Origin of the sequence: Tepidibacter formicigenes DSM 15518 (genome assembly GCF_900142235.1) — a bacterium.
Taxonomy (GTDB): domain Bacteria; phylum Bacillota; class Clostridia; order Peptostreptococcales; family Peptostreptococcaceae; genus Tepidibacter; species Tepidibacter formicigenes.
Window position 1 is genome coordinate 34,177 of sequence record NZ_FRAE01000008.1, and the last position, 18,074, is coordinate 52,250.

General features: G+C 28.0%; 14 protein-coding genes and 2 other annotated features (1 of these 16 running past the window's edge). Of the genes, 11 read left to right on the forward strand and 3 right to left on the reverse strand.

All coding sequences use genetic code 11. The features are described from left to right. Window positions 1-145, forward strand: a binding site (T-box leader) (it extends 71 nt beyond the left edge of the window). Between the two features lie 190 nt (window positions 146-335). The 6 genes from pheS to BUA77_RS02185 all read left to right on the forward strand — a co-directional run bounded on the left by pheS (window position 336) and on the right by BUA77_RS02185 (window position 7,901). After that, window positions 336-1,355, forward strand: coding sequence for a phenylalanine--tRNA ligase subunit alpha (gene pheS, locus BUA77_RS02160; protein WP_072886850.1), 1,020 nt, complete (start codon window positions 336-338; stop codon window positions 1,353-1,355). A gap of 17 nt (window positions 1,356-1,372) precedes the next feature. After that, window positions 1,373-3,754, forward strand: coding sequence for a phenylalanine--tRNA ligase subunit beta (gene pheT / locus BUA77_RS02165; protein ID WP_072886852.1), 2,382 nt, complete (start codon window positions 1,373-1,375; stop codon window positions 3,752-3,754). Window positions 3,755-3,810: 56 nt separating this feature from the next. Then, window positions 3,811-4,314: a cell division protein ZapA gene (locus BUA77_RS02170; protein ID WP_072886854.1), complete on the forward strand. Its 504-nt coding sequence runs from the start codon at window positions 3,811-3,813 to the stop codon at window positions 4,312-4,314. A 66-nt stretch (window positions 4,315-4,380) separates the two neighbouring features. After that, window positions 4,381-6,789, forward strand: a complete 2,409-nt coding sequence (locus tag BUA77_RS02175; RefSeq protein WP_072886856.1) for a DUF3656 domain-containing U32 family peptidase — start codon at window positions 4,381-4,383, stop codon at window positions 6,787-6,789. A gap of 31 nt (window positions 6,790-6,820) precedes the next feature. Beyond that, on the forward strand, window positions 6,821-7,393 hold the full coding sequence (locus tag BUA77_RS02180; protein ID WP_072886857.1) for an HD domain-containing protein: 573 nt from the start codon (window positions 6,821-6,823) through the stop codon (window positions 7,391-7,393). A gap of 46 nt (window positions 7,394-7,439) precedes the next feature. Then, window positions 7,440-7,901, forward strand: coding sequence for an NUDIX hydrolase (locus tag BUA77_RS02185; protein ID WP_072886859.1), 462 nt, complete (start codon window positions 7,440-7,442; stop codon window positions 7,899-7,901). 59 nt (window positions 7,902-7,960) lie between these two features. On the opposite strand, the gene BUA77_RS02190 is transcribed toward BUA77_RS02185, so the two are convergent. Beyond that, a complete protein-coding gene (locus BUA77_RS02190; RefSeq protein ID WP_072886861.1) occupies window positions 7,961-9,418 on the reverse strand; it encodes an aminoacyl-histidine dipeptidase in 1,458 nt (485 codons plus the stop codon). 392 nt (window positions 9,419-9,810) lie between these two features. On the opposite strand from BUA77_RS02190, the gene BUA77_RS02195 reads away from it, so the two are divergent. The 5 genes from BUA77_RS02195 to BUA77_RS02215 all read left to right on the forward strand — a co-directional run bounded on the left by BUA77_RS02195 (window position 9,811) and on the right by BUA77_RS02215 (window position 16,866). After that, window positions 9,811-12,183: an endonuclease MutS2 gene (locus BUA77_RS02195; protein ID WP_072886863.1), complete on the forward strand. Its 2,373-nt coding sequence runs from the start codon at window positions 9,811-9,813 to the stop codon at window positions 12,181-12,183. An 11-nt stretch (window positions 12,184-12,194) separates the two neighbouring features. Further along, entirely contained in the window at window positions 12,195-12,638 is a 444-nt protein-coding gene (locus BUA77_RS02200; RefSeq protein ID WP_072886865.1) for a DUF523 domain-containing protein, read from the forward strand. A gap of 19 nt (window positions 12,639-12,657) precedes the next feature. Beyond that, entirely contained in the window at window positions 12,658-13,689 is a 1,032-nt protein-coding gene (locus BUA77_RS02205) for an alpha-hydroxy-acid oxidizing protein (protein ID WP_072886866.1), read from the forward strand. Between the two features lie 63 nt (window positions 13,690-13,752). Further along, window positions 13,753-13,969, forward strand: a binding site (T-box leader). 96 nt (window positions 13,970-14,065) lie between these two features. Continuing rightward, window positions 14,066-15,766 carry an arginine--tRNA ligase gene (gene argS, locus BUA77_RS02210; protein WP_072886867.1) on the forward strand — a complete coding sequence of 567 codons (1,701 nt, stop codon included), beginning with the start codon at window positions 14,066-14,068 and terminating at the stop codon, window positions 15,764-15,766. Between the two features lie 167 nt (window positions 15,767-15,933). Then, window positions 15,934-16,866 (forward strand): hypothetical protein, encoded by a 933-nt coding sequence (locus BUA77_RS02215; protein WP_072886869.1) that lies wholly within the window; start codon window positions 15,934-15,936, stop codon window positions 16,864-16,866. A gap of 175 nt (window positions 16,867-17,041) precedes the next feature. Here the strand turns inward: BUA77_RS02215 and BUA77_RS02220 are convergent, their stop codons facing one another. Together BUA77_RS02220 and BUA77_RS02225 are read right to left on the reverse strand one after the other, a co-directional pair. Then, window positions 17,042-17,236 (reverse strand): hypothetical protein, encoded by a 195-nt coding sequence (locus tag BUA77_RS02220; protein ID WP_072886871.1) that lies wholly within the window; start codon window positions 17,234-17,236, stop codon window positions 17,042-17,044. 187 nt (window positions 17,237-17,423) lie between these two features. Then, the gene (locus tag BUA77_RS02225) at window positions 17,424-18,002 is read right to left on the reverse strand and encodes a zinc dependent phospholipase C family protein (RefSeq protein WP_143151279.1); all 579 of its coding nucleotides are present in this window, start codon (window positions 18,000-18,002) and stop codon (window positions 17,424-17,426) included. Window positions 18,003-18,074: the final 72 nt, after the last annotated feature.

The following is an 18,074-nucleotide window of genomic DNA, read 5'->3' on the forward strand; positions in this document are numbered from 1 at the left end:
CCTAAGATTTCAAAGGAAGTTCACTCTTGAGCTTTAAAACTGAAGTGATAGTAGGTTTTAACGTTAGGCGCGTTAAGTCTTTCAAGAGGTCTATAGTTTAGACTATTAGGGTGGTACCGCGGAAGATAAGCCTTTCGTCCCTTATTGGGATGAAAGGCTTTTTTTTAACTCTATAGGATATTATAAATTTTTTGACTTGTGGATAACATTACTAAAAGTACTACAATATCAACTGTTTTGAGCAACGGAATCGATAGATTCGTTGGCGACATGAGCCATGCGATAGCATGAAGCGAATTTTTTAATTATAAAAAATGAAAGAAAGGGTGAAAAAGATGAAAGAACAATTACTTAATATAAAAGAAAATGCCCTAAAAGAAATAAATAAGTATGAAAAAATGGATGAGATAGAAAAATTAAGAGTGAAATATTTAGGAAAAAAGGGCGAAATAACAAACATATTAAAAGGAATGGGAAAATTATCTGCCGAGGAAAGACCTGTTATAGGTAAAGTAGCAAATGAAGTTAGAGGCGAAATAGAAAAAGCAATATCTGATAAAAAAGAAGAAATAAAAATAATAGAAAAAAATGAAAAATTAAAAGCAGAAGTACTAGATGTTACAATGCCTGGGAAAAAGATTAAAATAGGTAAAAAACATCCTATAACTCAAATGATGGATGAAGTTAAATACATATTTACAGGAATGGGATTCAAGGTAGCAGAAGGACCTGAAATAGAAACTGTTTTCAATAACTTTGATGCACTTAATGCTCCTAAAAACCACCCATCAAGAGATATGAGCGATACTTTCTATATAGATGAAAATTTACTTCTTAGAACTCAAACGTCTCCAGTTCAAATTAGAACTATGAAATCAGCAAAACCTCCAATTAAAATTATAGCTCCAGGTAGATGTTTTAGATTTGATGAACCTGATGCAACTCATTCTCCTATGTTTCATCAAATAGAGGGATTAGTAGTAGATAAAAATGTTACAATGGCAGAGCTTAAAGGAACATTAGATGCTTTTGTTAAGCAGTTATTTGGAGAAAATACTAAAACTAAATTTAGACCCCATAACTTCCCATTTACAGAGCCAAGTGCAGAGGTTGATGTAACTTGCTTTAAATGTAAAGGTAAAGGATGTTCTGTATGTAAAGGTGAAGGTTGGATAGAAATACTAGGAGCTGGAATGGTTCATCCAAATGTTCTTAAAAATTGTGGAATAGACCCAGAAGAGTATAGTGGATTTGCCTTTGGTATGGGAGTAGATAGAATAGCAATGCTTAAATATGAAATAGATGATATAAGATTATTATTTGAAAATGATATGAGATTTTTAAATCAATTCTAAGGGAGGGATAAAATAATATGTTAGTACCTTTAAAATGGCTTAGAGATTATGTTGATATAGATATTAATGCACAGGAATTTGCTGATAAAATGACAATGACAGGTTCTAAAGTTGAAAAAGTAGAAAACTTTGGAGAAGATATAGAAAAAGTAGTAGTAGGTAAAATTTTAGAGATAAATAAGCATCCAAATGCTGATAAATTAATAGTAACAAAGGTTGATATTGGAAGTGAAGTTGTTCAAATAGTAACTGGTGCTAAAAATGTAAAAGAAGGTGATTTAATACCATTAGCATTAGTTGGAGCAAAACTTCCAGGAGGAATTAAGATTAAAAAAGGAAAGCTAAGAGGAGAGCTTTCGCAAGGAATGATGTGCTCTAGTGAAGAACTTGGAATACCTTTTAGTATGATAGAAGAAAGTAAAAGAGATGGAATCTATGTTTTAGATGAAGAGTATGAGTTAGGAAAAGATGTTAAAGAGTTACTTGGTATTAATGATTCTTTAATTGAATTTGAAATAACTTCAAATAGACCAGATTGTTTATCTATCATTGGAATTGCTAGAGAAGCAGCCGTAACTTTAAATAAAGAATTAAAATATCCTAAGATAAATGTTAAAGAATCTGATGAAGAAATTAAATTTAATATAGAAATAGAAGATGATGCTTTATGTCCTAGATATTCTGCTAGAATAATAAAGGATGTAAAAATAGGATCATCTCCTTATTGGATGCAAAGAAGACTTATAGAAGCAGGAGTTAGACCAATAAATAATATAGTAGATATTACAAATTATGTAATGTTAGAACTTGGGCAACCTCTTCATGCATTTGATTTAAAAGAACTTGAAACTGATACTATAGTTGTGAGAAAAGCAAAAGAAGGAGAAAAATTTACAACACTAGATGATGTTGAAAGAACTTTAGATGAAAATATGCTTCTTATAACAGATGGTAAAAAGCCAGTTGCAATAGCTGGAGTTATGGGAGGAGCAAATTCTGAGGTAAGTAGTAATACTAAAGAAATACTTCTTGAAAGTGCTAATTTTAATGCTGATAGTATAAGAAAAACTTCTAAAAAATTAGGGCTAAGAACTGAAGCATCATCAAGATTTGAAAAAGGAATAGATGTAAATTTAGTTGAAGTAGCACTTAATAGAGCTGCACAATTAATAGAAGAAATAGGAGCAGGAAGAGTACTAAAAGGATTTGTAGATAATTATAAAAATCCAGTTGAGAATAAAAAAATAGTTGTAAGACCTCAAAGAATAAATAAATTATTAGGTGAGAATATACCACTTAATCAATTTATAGAAATACTTGAGAGTCTTGAATTTAAATGTTCTTTAGTAGATGATAAACTAGAGATTATAGTTCCAAGCTTTAGACTTGATATAGATATGGAAGCGGATATTTTAGAAGAAATAGCTAGAATATATGGATATGATAATATACCATCTAAAATGATATATGGAACTACTACTATGGGGCTTAAGACTATAGGTCAAATATTTGAAGAAAATATTAAAAATAGTTTAGTTGCTATGGGGCTTAATGAAATACTTACTTATTCTTTTGTAAGTTCAAGGGGAGTAGATAAAATTAATATGCCAGAGCATTCTATAAAGAGAAACTTCATAAAGATAATGAATCCTCTTGGAGAAGAAACAAGTGTTATGAGAACTACACTACTTCCTAATATGCTAGATGTAGCATCTAGAAATTACTCTCGTAAAGTGGAAGAATTTGCAGGATTTGAAATAGGAAATACATTCATGCCTATGGATAATATAATGCCAGTAGAAAAAAAATCTATAGCTTTAGGGTTATATAGAGATAAAATGGACTTTTTCTTTATAAAAGGAATAATAGAAGAATTATTTGAAAGCATAGGATTTAAAAATTATGAAATAATTCCAGAAAAAAATCACCCTACATTCCATCCTGGAAGATGTGCTAATATAGTTTATAATGATAATATAGTAGGTGTATTTGGAGAATTACATCCTGATGTTTTAGAAAACTATGATATAAATACAAGAATGTATGCTGGTGAATTAGATTTTGAACTTCTTCTTACTTTTGCAAGAGATAATAAAACTTATAAGCCGCTACCTAAGTATCCAGCAATAACTAGAGATATAGCACTTTTAGTAAAAGACGAAGTATTTGTAAAGGAAATTGAGGATGTAATTAAAGAAAACTCTAAAGGATTGGTAGAAAGTTTTAAATTATTTGATGTTTATAAAGGAGCACAAATAGAAGAAGGATATAAATCTGTTGCATACTCTATAGTATATAGAAGCAAAGACAAAACACTTACTGATGAAGAAGTAAATAAAGTTCATGATAATATAGTTAAAGAACTTAGTGAAAAAATTAATGCTAATTTAAGATTGTAAAAGTTTCAAAAAAATTTTACAATATAATTAAGAATAGTCTAAGGGGCTGAGTTAGGGTGAATAAAGTTACCGTAAAGATAAATGGCCATGAATATAACATGGTTGGAAAAGAATCAAAAGATTATTTACTCAAAGTTGCAAATTATGTAGATGAAAAAATGGAAGAAATATCAAAGGCTAATCCTAAGCTTAGTACAGCCATGGCAGCAGTACTTACTTCGCTTAATATAGCAGACGAACTTTTTAAATGTTCTTACGAACTAGACGAAGTAACCTCTAAATATAAACAACCTCTTCAAGACTTAGAAGATGCAACTACAGTATTAGAAGAACTTAAAAATTCTATACAAACAAAAGATGAGAGAATACAAGAACTAGAAAAACAATTGGAAAAACATATGGAAGACATTAATAAGTTAAAAGAAGAAAATGAAAAGTTACAAAAAGAACTTAAAGAAAAAGAAGAAAAATTATCTGAAGCAGAAGAAATAGCAAATGATTTTCAAAACAGGCTTTACGATATGCAAATTAAAATTGTTGAGCTGGAAAAAAAAGAATAAATTTAAATACCTCCAGGGAAAAATAACCTGGAGGTTTTATTCTGTATAATTTAGGGAGTTGATATTTTGAAGAATATAGAAATACTTGCACCTGTTGGAAGTTTTGATGCATTAAGAGCTGCTGTTTTAAATGGAGCAGATGCGGTTTATTTAGGTGGGAGGAATTTTAGTGCAAGAGCATTAGCTAATAATTTTGACACAGAAGAGTTAAAAGAAGCTGTTAAATATGCTCATATAAGAGATGTTAAGGTATATGTGACTGTAAATACACTTATAAAAGAAAATGAAATTAATAACTTTTTAAAATATATAAACTTTTTATACAATATAGATATAGATGCATTAATACTTCAAGATGTAGGAATGGCAAGTTTTGTTAAAAAGCATTTTCCTGATTTTGAAATTCATGCAAGTACACAGATGGTAGCTCATTCCCTAGAGGATGTGAAATATTTAGAAAATTTAGGATTTAAAAGAGTAGTACTAGCTAGAGAGCTTACAGTAGAAGAAATAGAGTATATATCTAAAAATAGCAATGTTGATATAGAAGTGTTTGTTCATGGAGCCTTATGTGTATGCTATTCAGGACAGTGTCTTATGAGTAGTATGATTGGAGGAAGATCTGGAAATAGAGGTAGATGTGCTCAACCTTGTAGAAAAGTATATGAATTAATAGATATAGAGAAAAACTCTAAAATAGATTTAAATGATAAATACTTATTAAGTCCTAGGGATTTGAATACAATAGAGGAGCTTGATAAGATAATAAAATCAGGAGTACTATCTTTAAAAATAGAAGGAAGAATGAAAAGAGCTGAATATGTAGCTACAGTAGTAAGCGCATATAGAGAAGTGGTAGATTATTATCTAAAAAATAAAAAATTGAATGTAAAAAAAGAAACTTTAGATGATTTATACAGTATATTTAATAGGAAATTTACTAAAGGATACATACTGGGGGAAATTGGAACGGGTATAATGAATCCCCAAAAACCAAATAATACAGGGCTGTATATAGGAAAGATAATTGATATTGATAAAAGAAAAAATAAGATTACCTTAAAGCTTGAAAATAAACTTAAAAAAGGCGATGGCCTAAGCATTGGTGGAGGAAATGTAGGAAGAATAATAAAACGTAATAATATAATAGAAGAAGCTTATGCTGGAGACATCATTCAGCTTGATTTTAAAGGAGAAGTAAGAGTAGGACAAGAAGTTTATAAAACTCTAGATAGCGAACTTTTAGATAGAGCTAGAAAAACTTATGAAAACAATATAGAAAATAAAAAAATACCTATAAGAGGAAAAATAATATTAAAGGTAGATGAATATCCAGTTCTTCTTGTAAAAGATGATAGGGATAATAAAGTAAAAGTTATAGCTGATAAAAAGGTAGAAAAAGCAATAAAAGTTCCAATAAGCGATGAAAAAATTAAAAATCAAGTAGGTAAACTTGGAAATACCCCATATATTTTAGAAAATATAATTATAGAAAAAGATGAAAATATAAGTATACCTATAAGTATATTAAATGAGATGAGAAGAGAAGCAGTAAGAAAGCTAGATAATAAAAGAAAAAATTTAAATAAAAGAAAAGCAATTAAATTAGATATAGAAGATAAAGAAAGAATTTATAGAGAAAATAAAGATATAAAAATAAGTGTAAAAATTAGAAAGATATATCAGCTTAAGAAAATTTTAGATTTAGATATAGATATTATTTACTATGAAGATATAAATACACTAAAAGAAGCCATGGAGTTATGCGATAAATATAATAAAAAATTAGTTTATTCTCCTACTAGAATACTTAGAAATAATCAATACAATATAATAGATAAAGCATTAGATATAGGAGTAAATGATTTTCAAGTTTCAAATTTAGGAATGTTAAATAAACTTAAAGAAAATAACATTTATGGAGATTACTTTTTAAATACATTTAACTCTAGAACTATTAAAAAATTTAAAAATCAAGGACTAAATATAGTTTGTTTATCACCGGAACTTAATTTAAATGAAATAAAAGAAACTTTAAAATATACTGATGTAGAAGCTGAGGCATTAGTATATGGAAGAATTCCTTTAATGATTAGTGAATACTGCCCAATGGGAGTTTTAATTCGTGATTGCAGTAAAGATAAGAGATGTGGACTTTGTAACCAGTCAAAATATGGATTAAAAGATGAAAAAGGAGAACTATTCCCTATAGCTCAAGATATGTTCTGTAGATCTATTATATATAACTCTAAAGTTTTATGTATGATGGATTATTTAGAGGAGATTTACAGTGTTGGAGTTAGTATTTTTAGAATGGACTTTACTTTTGAGAAAGAAGAAATTATACAAGAAATTATTAAAGCATATATAAATATAATTAAAAATGATTTTAAATTTAATGAAGAAATTAAAATATATGAAAAGTTAAAAAAAGAAGGAATTACTAAAGGACATTATTTAAGAGGTGTCGAATAAAGTATAAAGTAAGGTTTAAAAGGAGGAACTTATGATGATATCAAGAGAAAAGGCAATAGAGATATTAAATAAAAATTTAAAAACAGAGCATCTAGTTAAGCATTCATATGCAGTAGAAGCTGTTATGAGAGAGCTTGCTAAAAAGTTAGAGCCTGAAAAAGAAAATGAATGGGCTATTGCAGGTCTACTTCATGATTTAGATGCTGACTTAATAGACTATAAAAATGGAGAAAATAATTTACATGGTCCTAAAACAGTAGAAATTTTAAAGGAAGAAAATTTCGGAAATGAAGAAATCTATCAAGCTATATGTGCTCATAATAAAGATACAGGTTTTAAGATAGAAAGTAAAATGGATCAAGCAATTTATGCAGCAGACCCTATTACTGGATTTATTACTGCAATTACACTAGTTTATCCAGATAAAAAAATAAATAGCGTAAAAGTAAAATCTATAACTAAGAGAATGAAAGAAACAAGATTTGCAGCTGGTGCAGATAGAGATGCTATGAGATCTATAGAAAAACTAGGAATACCATTTGCAGAATTTGCAGAGCTTTCACTAAATGCAATGAAAGAAATATCAGATGAATTAGGACTATAAAGGCTACTTTTAGTAGTCTTTATTTTTTAGTGAAGGGGAGATATATATGAAAAATTCAACTATATGCTATATAGAAAAAGATGGAAAAACATTAATGCTTCATAGAAATAAAAAACAAAATGATATACATGAAGGAAAGTGGGTAGGACTTGGAGGTAAAATGGAGCAGGGAGAAACTCCAGAAGAATGTATAATTCGTGAAGTAAAAGAAGAAAGTGGGCTTAATATAAAAAGTCCTAAATTGAAAGGAATTTTAACATTTCCTAAATTTAAAGATAATGAAGACTGGTATGTTTTTGTATTTACAGCTAGTGAATTTACTGGCAATATAATAGATTGTGATGAAGGAGAGCTTAAGTGGATAGATAATGATGAAATTTTAAATCTTAATTTATGGGAAGGGGACAAATTATTTTTAAAATGGATGAATGAAGATAAATTTTTTTCTGGAAAACTAGTATATGAAAATGGAGAATTATTAGAGAATAAAGTAGTGTTTTATGATTAAAAAATTAATAATAAAGCCTATATCTGAAAGTTTTAAGATATAGGCCTTAAGTTATGTAATTATTTAATTGCTTTTAAAATATCAAGTAAATATTCCCAAGTTCTTTGAGTAGAAGATATACTTAAGTGTTCATTAGGAGTATGAACATCAAACATATCTGGTCCTAGAGAAATTGCATCTACATTTGGTATTTTTTCAAGTAAAAGTCCACATTCAAGACCTGCATGTATAGCAATTACTTTTGCTTCTTTTTGGTATTTTTCTTTATAAACATTTTGACATATTTCTCTAAGCTTAGAATCTTTTCTATATTCCCATTCTGGATAATCTGAATCTGCTATAAGTTTACATCCTAAAACATTTGCAATAGTGTTCATTTCATTTAATATATTATATTTTAAACTTTTAACAGAGCTTCTAACAGCACTTTCAAATGTAATTTCATTATCATGAGTTGTAACAACTCCTAGATTTGTTGAACTTTCTACAAGTCCTTCAATATCCATACTCATACTTTGAATTCCGTTTGGGATCAAAACAAGAGAAGCTATAGCTTTATCCATAGTTTCTTTAGAGAATACTTTTGTATATGTATTTTCGCTTTTTTCAACTGTAACAAGAACATCTGGGTCTGAAGTTTTTAGTTCATTTTTAAATATATTATTAAATTCTTCTATTTTTTCTTTTAATTTAGAGAAATTTTGTGAATCTGTTAAAATTAAAGTTTCGCATTCACGAGGAATGGCATTCATCTTAGCTCCACCATTTATATTAGCTATAAAGTATTCAAATGAGTTAGATAATTCACTAAGAACTCTTCCCATTAACTTATTAGAATTACCTCTTTGTTTTATAATATCCATTCCAGAGTGTCCACCTTTAAGGCCTTTTATAGTAATTAAATATGAAGATAAATCTTTTTTAGCTTCTTCCCAATCAATATTAAGGATTTGTCTTGTTCTTACTCCACCAGCACAGCTTACTAATAAATATCCTTCTTCTTCAGAATCAAGATTTATAAGGTATTTTCCACTAAGATTAGAACCATCTAGAGCCATGGCACCACCCATACCAGTTTCTTCTTCTGTAGTTATTAATACTTCAATTGGAGGATGAGGAATGTCATTTGACTCAAGAATTGCAAGAGCATAAGCTACAGCTATTCCATTATCTGCTCCAAGAGTAGTATCAGTTGCATATATAAAATCATCTTCAATTCTTAATTTGATTGAATCTTTTTTAAAATCATGAATAGTTTCTTTATTTTTTTCACATACCATATCCATATGCCCCTGAAGTATTACAGTAGGAGCATTTTCATAACCTTTAGTACCAGGTTTTTTTATAATAACATTTAAAGCTTCATCTTGAATAACATCTAGATTGTGATTTTTAGCAAAGCTAACTAAATAATCGCTAATAGCTTTTTCATTACCAGAGCCTCTAGGAATTTGAGACATTTCTTCAAAATATTTAAATACTGCTTGGGGCTTTAAATTTGCTAAAATATTACTCATTAAGACCACTCCTTACCTTTTTAAAGTATTACATCCATAAAATGTATTTTATATATAAATTACTTTTATTATATACCATATAATTAAATTAATTCAATATGTCTTACATATAACTTGTTTTATTGATAAAATATAAAATAGAATTTATACTATAAGGAGGTTTTATTAAGGCTTTAGATATCGTAGACTTTTTTAAAATTTCATGGCGCCAACGAATTCTAATGAATTCCGTTGCTTAAAACTCATAACGGAATTTATATTTATCCACAATTTAAATAGGAATATAATTTCCTATTCGTTATAAAAATAGTTAATACAGTATTTTTAATATAATTATGAAGAAAAATATAATAGGATAAAGTACATATTATGAAGTTTTTAAGGAGGTAGTAATGAAAGAAAAATCGTTAAGAGTATTAGAATACTTTAAAATAATAGAAATGTTAAAAGAAAAAGTATCATCATCACTAGGAGCTAGATATGTAGAAAAGTTAACTCCTTCTACAGATTATGAAGAAGTTGTTCAAATGCAAAAAGAAACTAGTGAAGCACAATCTATAATTATAAAGAGAGGTTCAATTCCTCTAGGCGGAATACACGATATAGAATTTTTAGCTAAAAAAACTAAAATAGGATCACCACTTGATGCTGGACAACTTTTAATGGTTGCTGATACCTTAAGAGGAGGAAGGCTATTAAAAAATAGTATAAATAATTCTGAGGAAGAATCATATCCTATAATTCAGTCTTTAGCATCATCATTATTTACATTTAAAGATATAGAAGATAATATATATAATGCTATAGTTAGTGAAGTTGAAATTTCAGATAATGCAAGTCCAGAGCTTAGAAGTATAAGAAGAAGAATAGTTCAAAAAAACCAGTCTATAAGATCGAAGCTTAATTCTATTATATCTTCTACAACTTATCAAAAGTTTTTACAAGATGCAATAATAACAATGAGAGGAGATCGATTCGTAGTACCTGTAAAGCAGGAGTACAAATCAAATGTTCCTGGGATTGTTCATGATCAATCATCATCTGGAGCAACTCTTTTTATAGAGCCAATGGCAATAGTTAATATGAATAATGAATTAAGAGAATTAAAACTTAAAGAAAGAGAAGAAATAGAGAAAATATTAAAAGAGCTTTCTGAAATGATTGGAGAAGTTGCTGATGAAATAATATCTAATATTGAAATACTTGGAAAACTAGACTTTATATTTGCAAAAGGAAAATTATCTATTTCTATGAAGGCAATAGAGCCTAACCTTAATAATGAAAAATATTTAAATATAAAAAATGGAAGACATCCACTGTTAGATCCACAAAGCGTAGTTCCAACTAATATATGGATTGGAAAAGATTTTAATACTTTAGTTATAACAGGTCCTAATACTGGAGGTAAAACTGTAACACTAAAAACTGTAGGTTTATTTTGTTTAATGACTCAAAGTGGACTTCATATACCGGCTGATTTTGGAACAATTATGTGTGTATATGATAATGTATTTTCTGATATAGGAGATGAGCAAAGTATTGAGCAGAGTTTATCTACTTTTTCTTCTCATATGACTAATATTGTAGATATATTAAGTGAAGTTACAGAGAATTCTTTAGTCTTATTTGACGAGCTTGGTGCTGGAACTGATCCTGTTGAAGGAGCAGCCCTTGCCATGGCAATACTTGATGATTTATATAACTTAGGAGCATTAACTATAGCTACAACTCACTATAGTGAGCTTAAACACTATGCTCTTACTAAAAAAGGAGTAGAAAATGCATCGGTAGAGTTTAATATAGAAACCTTAAGTCCAACATATAACCTTTTAATAGGAGTTCCAGGAAAATCAAATGCTTTTGAAATATCTAAAAGACTTGGACTTAATGATTATATAATAGGTAAAGCAAAAGAATTTATAAACAGTGAAAATATTGAATTTGAAGATCTTCTTCAAAGTATAGAAAAAAATAGATTAAAAACAATTGAAGAAAAAGAAGAAGCTAAAAGACTTAAAGAAGAAGCTAGAAAATTAAAAGAAGAATATGAACAAAAGGTAGAAAAGGTTGCTCTTCGAAGAGAAAAAATAGTAGAAGAAGCAAAAAGAGAAGCATCTAAAATACTGAGAAATTCTAAGGAAGAAGCAGATAGATTAATAAAAGAAATTAGAAAGCTAGAAAAAGAAGGATTCAGCTCGGAGAAAAATAAAAAAATAGAGAATATGAGAAGAGAAATAAGTAAATCCATGGGAAGTCTTCAGGGCAGCGTAAAAAATATTATAATACCAAAAGTAGCTAAAAAACAAGTTAAAGACTTAAAACCTGGAGATGAAGTTAAAGTAGTGAGTCTTAATCAGCAGGGAAGCGTGTTATCTGTTGATAATGATAAAAAAGAAGCACAAGTTCAAATTGGAATTATGAAAATGAATTTACCTTTTGCTTCCCTTGAAAAAATTAAATCTAGCAAAAAAGATGTTTTAAAAACTGGTGCAGGGAAAATACTAAAGAAAAAGGCAAGAAATATAAAACAAGAGATTGATTTAAGAGGGATGAATTTAGAAGAAGCCATGGTGGAAGTTGATAAGTATCTAGATGATGCATATCTTTCAGGAATACCTAAAGCTACAATTATACATGGGATAGGAACAGGAGTATTAAAAGCAGGAATAAAAGAAATGCTTAAAAAACATAAACATATTAAAAGCTACAGAGATGGTATATATGGAGAAGGAGGAGCTGGAGTTACTATAGTAGAATTTAAGTAGGAGTGATTAAATTGATTTTAGTATCAGCTTGTTTGCTAGGAATTAACTGCAAATATAATGGGGAAAATAATGAAAATAAAGAATTAATTAATTATTTAAAGGATAAAGAATTTGTACCAGTATGTCCAGAACAGTTAGGAGGGCTTTCGACTCCTAGAATACCAGCAGAAATTGTTGGTGGAGACGGAGTGGATGTATTAAATAAGAAAGCTAAAGTTATAAATAAAAATGGAGAAGATGTAACAGAGGAGTTTTTAAAAGGAGCATATGAAACGTTAAAAATTGTTAAAATGTTTAATTGCAAAGAGGCCATATTAAAACTAAGAAGTCCTTCTTGTGGAACAAATCAAGTATATAATGGAACATTTACAGGTGAGTTAAAAGATGGGCTAGGGGTTACAGCGGCGCTTTTCAAAAAAGAAGGTATAAATTTAAAATCAGAAGAAGAATTTTAACATAAAAGGGGAGGAAATTATGGATATAAAGGAATTAAAAAAATTAGCTAGAGAAAGAATGAAAGGTTATTGTAGAGTTTGTAAAGAATGTAATGGAATAGCATGTGCTGGTGAAGTTCCTGGAATGGGAGGAAAAGGAACTGGAGAGTCTTTTAAAAGAAATTATGAAGCTTTAAAAAATGTAAAATTAGCATTAAAAACTATACATGATGCTAAAGACCCTGATATGAGTACTGAAATATTTGGACAAAAATTAGATTTACCTCTTATTACAGCTCCTGTTACGGGAAGTTCAATAAATATGGGAGGATTTTTAACAGAAGCAGAGTATAGTGATGATGTAGTGCTTGGAAGCATTGAAGCAGGAACTTTTGCAATGACAGGAGATAGTGGAAATCCTCAGTTTTACATAGATGGACTAAATTCTATAACAAAAGCAAATGGTATAGGAATTCCTATAATAAAGCCTAGAGAAAATTCTAAAATAATAGAAAACATAAGAAAAGCAGAAGAAGTAGGAGTAATTGGTGTAGGAGTTGACATAGATGGAGCAGGTCTTATAACCATGGCACTTCATGGTCAACCAGTAGGACCTAAAACTGTTGAAGAATTAAAAGAACTTACATCATCAACAAAACTTCCTTTTATATTAAAAGGTATAATGAGTGTTGAAGAAGCAGAGCTTGCGGTAGAAGTTGGTGCTAGTGCAATTGTTGTTTCAAATCATGGTGGTAGAGTACTTGATTATACACTAGGAGCTGCAGAAGTTCTTCCTAAAATAGCAAAAGCAGTAAAAGGAAAAATAACAATACTTGCAGATGGTAATGTAAGAAATGGCGTTGATATATTAAAATACATAGCACTTGGAGCTGATGCAGTTTTAGCGGCTAGACCTATAATTTGGGGAGCTTATGGAGGAAGAAAAGAAGGAGTAAAATTGGTTATAGAAAACTTTAAAAATGAGCTTAAGCAAGCAATGATATTAACAGGATGTAAAGATATAAAATCTATAGATAAAAGCAAAATTATTAATTTAAATGAACAAATTTAGTTGAAAATACTTGATTTTGTATTTTATTTTTTATATCATTATTATGAGTATATGTAAATATTGCAAAATCCTATGAAGGGAAGAGTAGATATAATGATTGTTTCAGCGAGCTAGAGGTTGGTGAGAGTCTAGTATCATAGTTATATTGAAGCGCATCCTAGAGGTGATTTTCTGAATAATAAGTAGGAAAATACGGTTTGTTTACGTTAAAAACATACGAGTGGATATGATTTTCGTATCAATAAGAGTGGTAACACGGGATTTAACTCTCGTCTCTTGAATAATATTGGGAGATGAGAGTTTTTTGTATTATTTGAATTTTTTTTAAAAATAAGAGAAAATATATATAACATACAAAATATAGGAGGAATTTAATATGAAGGATTTTAAATTAGAAGTAGCAAATACTATTGCTTCTCAAGTTTCAGATTTAAGTCTAGATGAGATTAAAGCATTAATAGAAATACCACCTAATAAAGATATGGGAGATTATGCTTTTCCATGCTTTAAACTAGCTAAAGTTTTTAGAAAAGCTCCAAATCTTATAGCACAGGAACTTTGTGAAAAAATAGAAAAAACAGATTATATACAGAAAATAGAAGTAGCAGGAGCATACATAAACTTTTTTGTAGATAAATCTTCTTTAGCTAAATCAGTTATAAATGAAGTTTTAGATAAAAAAGATGATTATGGAAAAACTAATGTAGGAGAAGGAAAGAAAGTTATAGTAGAATTTTCATCTCCAAATATAGCTAAGCCTTTTCACATAGGTCATATTAGAAGTACAGTAATAGGAAATGCACTTTATAAAGTATATGATGCTTTAGGATTTGATACTATAAGAATTAATCACTTAGGAGATTATGGAACTCAATTTGGTAAGCTTATAGTTGCATTTAAAAGATGGGGAGATGAAGAAGAAGTTAAAAAAGCTCCTATAAAAACTTTGTTAAAATATTATGTTAAATTCCATGAAGAAGCAGAAAAAGATTCATCTATTGATGATGAAGCAAGAATGTGGTTTAAAAAGCTTGAAGATGGAGAAGAAGAAGCAACTAAGCTATGGCAGTGGTTTAGAGATGTAAGTTTAGAAGAATTTAATAGAGTTTATAATATGTTAGGAGTAGAATTTGATTCATATGCAGGAGAGAGCTTCTATTCGGATAAAATGCCAAGAGTTATAGATATAATGAATGAAAAAGGTATTTTAAAAGAATCTAAAGGAGCTAAAATAGTAGATCTTGAAGAATATAATATGCCTCCAGCTCTTATTACAAAGAGTGATGGATCAACTCTGTATTTAACAAGAGATATAGCTGCTGCTATATATAGAAAAGAGACTTATGATTTTTATAAAAATATATATGTAGTTGGATCTCAACAAATTCTTCACTTTAATCAATGGATGAAGGTAGTAGAGCTTATGGGATTTGACTGGGCTAAAGATTGTGTTCATGTACCTTTTGGAATGGTAAGTCTTGAAGAAGGAACTATGTCTACTAGAAAAGGAAGAGTAGTATTTTTAGAAGATGTTTTAAATAAAGCTATAGAAAAAACTAAAGAAATAATACAAGAGAAAAATCCAAATCTTCCAAATATAGATGAAGTAGCAAAACAAATAGGAGTAGGAGCTGTAGTATTCCAAGAGTTATCAAATAATAGAATAAAAGACTATGCTTTCTCATGGGATAGAACATTAAACTTTGATGGAGAAACAGGACCATATGTTCAATACACTCATACAAGAGCTTGTTCTGTTCTTAGAAAAGCAAATGAAGAAGTATCTAAAGATGTAGATTTTTCTGTTTTAACTAATGATGACAGTGTTAATGTTATAAAAGAAATAGGAAATTTCCCTAAAGTAGTAAAGGATGTAATTAAAAATAATGAACCTCACATAATAGCTAGATATGTTGTTGACTTAGCACAAGCATTTAATAAATTCTATCATGATAATGCTATATTAGTTGATGATGAGAAGATAAGAAAAGCAAGACTTGCACTTGTTCAGGCAACAAAGCAAACTATAAAGAATGCATTATCATTACTAGGGGTAGAAGCACCAGAAAGAATGTAGTTTGTCGAAAAATAAACCTTTACATCTAAAAATAGAATATTATATAATAGGGGTATAGAATAAACAGAAATTTGTAGCATGTTGGCTTAAGTCTGTGCTACTACCCCCCCTATGATAGCAGCTTAGAGCTGCTATTTTTTTTCAAAATATTTATAGGAGTTGTAGTTATGGAAGATAAAATAAAAAATTCCTTTATATATTCTTTTTTATGCAAGGATAAATACTTAAAAGATTTAATAATATTAAATTTAAAATCCTTAATAGATAATAAAAATGAAAGAAAAATTACTATAGATTACAACAGATTAAGAGATGAGCTTATTTTTTATAAATACTATGGGGTTAAATATAACAATTCATCATATAATATTAACTTTATACTTCCAATAATACTTTCAAATACTAATTTAAATAAATCAGAGAATGAAATAATTAAAAATATTTTTTATTATTGTAAAGTTAATAAAGAAGATGTTAAAAAATATGAATATATTTTAGTAGGTATAGCTTATAACTACTTAGTTCATAAACTTATAAAAAATTCTAATATAGAATTTGAATATTTATTAGAAAATATAAAAAATCATATAATAGAGTTTAGTTTTGAAGAGAGAATGGAGAAAAAAGATATTATAAGATTTGAAAGATTAAGAATAAGCTTTATTCAAAAAATAGATAGAATTAGTGATGAAAATTTGGAAGAAGTGAATGAAGAATCTATAATAGATGGATTCTTAAGAGTAATATATCAAGTATATATAAAAGATTATGAAGAACAAAGTGAGGAACTTAAAAGTATTAAAAATTCAATACTCGGTATTTTAGATTTTAAGATTGATAATATTGATATAGAAAATATAGATTTTATAAAATCTCTTTCGAATTATTTATTAAAACTCAGAAAATATGAGATAAATAAAAAATTATATAATGAAAGTACTCATCCTAAGGAATTAATTAATTTAAATGTAGGAGATGTAGTTTATAATCCTATACTTAATAATATAAAGGTTATAGATAAAAAAATAGAAGGAGATATACTTTATATAAAAGTGCAATCAAAATCAGGAGATTATATATTTAGATTTAAAAGGGCATAAAGCCCTTTTTTTCATGGGTAAATTTATATGTTCAGTTCTTAATCCTTAATCTATGATATTTTTTATCGCTAAAGTTAAATCGCTGTTTTTTTATTTTAAATATTATAGGACAAAATACTCATGTTTTCATGAAAAATATTTAGAACCCAAATTCGTATTGAATTTAGGTTCTATTTTACTTTTCAAGATATTTCAGAAAATCTTCCTCATTTGTATCAGCTAAAAAACAAAGTTCTTTTATCATGTTGTTTCTTAAATTTATAAATTCGTCTATTTTAGTATTTTCAAACGTATATTCTAAAGATTTAATTATTAAAAGTAAATCTCTTTTTGAAATTTGATCTATAGATATTTTATCGAATTGGTCCATGGCAATCTCCTTTCAAATATTCCTTTGTCTATAGAAAGTATAATAAGTAATAATATTACTTTTCTATAAAATAATCTAAAAACCTTCAAAAAAAGAAAAAAAAATCAAATCCTTTTAAAGTTTCAACAAAAAAATCCTATATTATTCTTTTGATGTTGTAATAAAGAATAGTATAGGACTTAGCTTTTTAAACTGTAACTTTTTCTAGAGAAGTTACTATAGAATTTTCTACAATTAATATTCCTATTGCACAGGATATATTTATTGATCCTGTTATATCATTTTCAAATCCCATTTTATTATTTTTATAAATATCATGAAGTTCCTCTATGAAATTCTTAATATTATTTTTATCTATGTTTTCTAAATAAGGAATTTTTATTTTATCTAGACCTTTAAAATTAGTAAAGTGTTCATGTAAAGTTTTTTCATATTTTAAATGTTCAATAAGCTTATCATGATAATAATGTCTATCATGATGAGGAAGACAAAAAAAATCAGATAAGAAGTGGCTGATAACGCCTAGTTTAGTAGAAAATTTATTTATAGATATTGGATTTTCTTTAAGTCCGTCATTAATTAAATTCAAAATTTCATCTAAAACAAAATCAAAGCTTTGATTTTTATAGTGTTTTTTTATAGCAAGTCTTGGTGCAATGTCAGGTTTCATAGCTCCGTATATTAGAAAGTTTTCATTTAAATTTACATTTAAAGAGTTTTTTATATTATAGTGCATGTGATTTGCTATTATTTTATGGGTTTGCATTAACAAGATATCTACCTTCTTTCAGAAATAGATTACATAATATATTTTAGAATAAATGATAATAAATTTCAA

Excerpts from the sequence above, each read along its gene's own strand:
- pheT (WP_072886852.1), top strand. The coding sequence starts at position 1,373 with ATGTTAGTACCTTTAAAATGGCTTAGAGATTATGTTGATATAGATATT.
- BUA77_RS02215 (WP_072886869.1), top strand. The coding sequence starts at position 15,934 with ATGGAAGATAAAATAAAAAATTCCTTTATATATTCTTTTTTATGCAAG.
- BUA77_RS02190 (WP_072886861.1), bottom strand. The coding sequence starts at position 9,418 with ATGAGTAATATTTTAGCAAATTTAAAGCCCCAAGCAGTATTTAAATAT.
- pheS (WP_072886850.1), top strand. The coding sequence starts at position 336 with ATGAAAGAACAATTACTTAATATAAAAGAAAATGCCCTAAAAGAAATA.
- argS (WP_072886867.1), top strand. The coding sequence starts at position 14,066 with ATGAAGGATTTTAAATTAGAAGTAGCAAATACTATTGCTTCTCAAGTT.
- BUA77_RS02195 (WP_072886863.1), top strand. The coding sequence starts at position 9,811 with ATGAAAGAAAAATCGTTAAGAGTATTAGAATACTTTAAAATAATAGAA.
- BUA77_RS02180 (WP_072886857.1), top strand. The coding sequence starts at position 6,821 with ATGATGATATCAAGAGAAAAGGCAATAGAGATATTAAATAAAAATTTA.
- BUA77_RS02185 (WP_072886859.1), top strand. The coding sequence starts at position 7,440 with ATGAAAAATTCAACTATATGCTATATAGAAAAAGATGGAAAAACATTA.
- BUA77_RS02225 (WP_143151279.1), bottom strand. The coding sequence starts at position 18,002 with ATGCAAACCCATAAAATAATAGCAAATCACATGCACTATAATATAAAA.
- BUA77_RS02205 (WP_072886866.1), top strand. The coding sequence starts at position 12,658 with ATGGATATAAAGGAATTAAAAAAATTAGCTAGAGAAAGAATGAAAGGT.
- BUA77_RS02220 (WP_072886871.1), bottom strand. The coding sequence starts at position 17,236 with ATGGACCAATTCGATAAAATATCTATAGATCAAATTTCAAAAAGAGAT.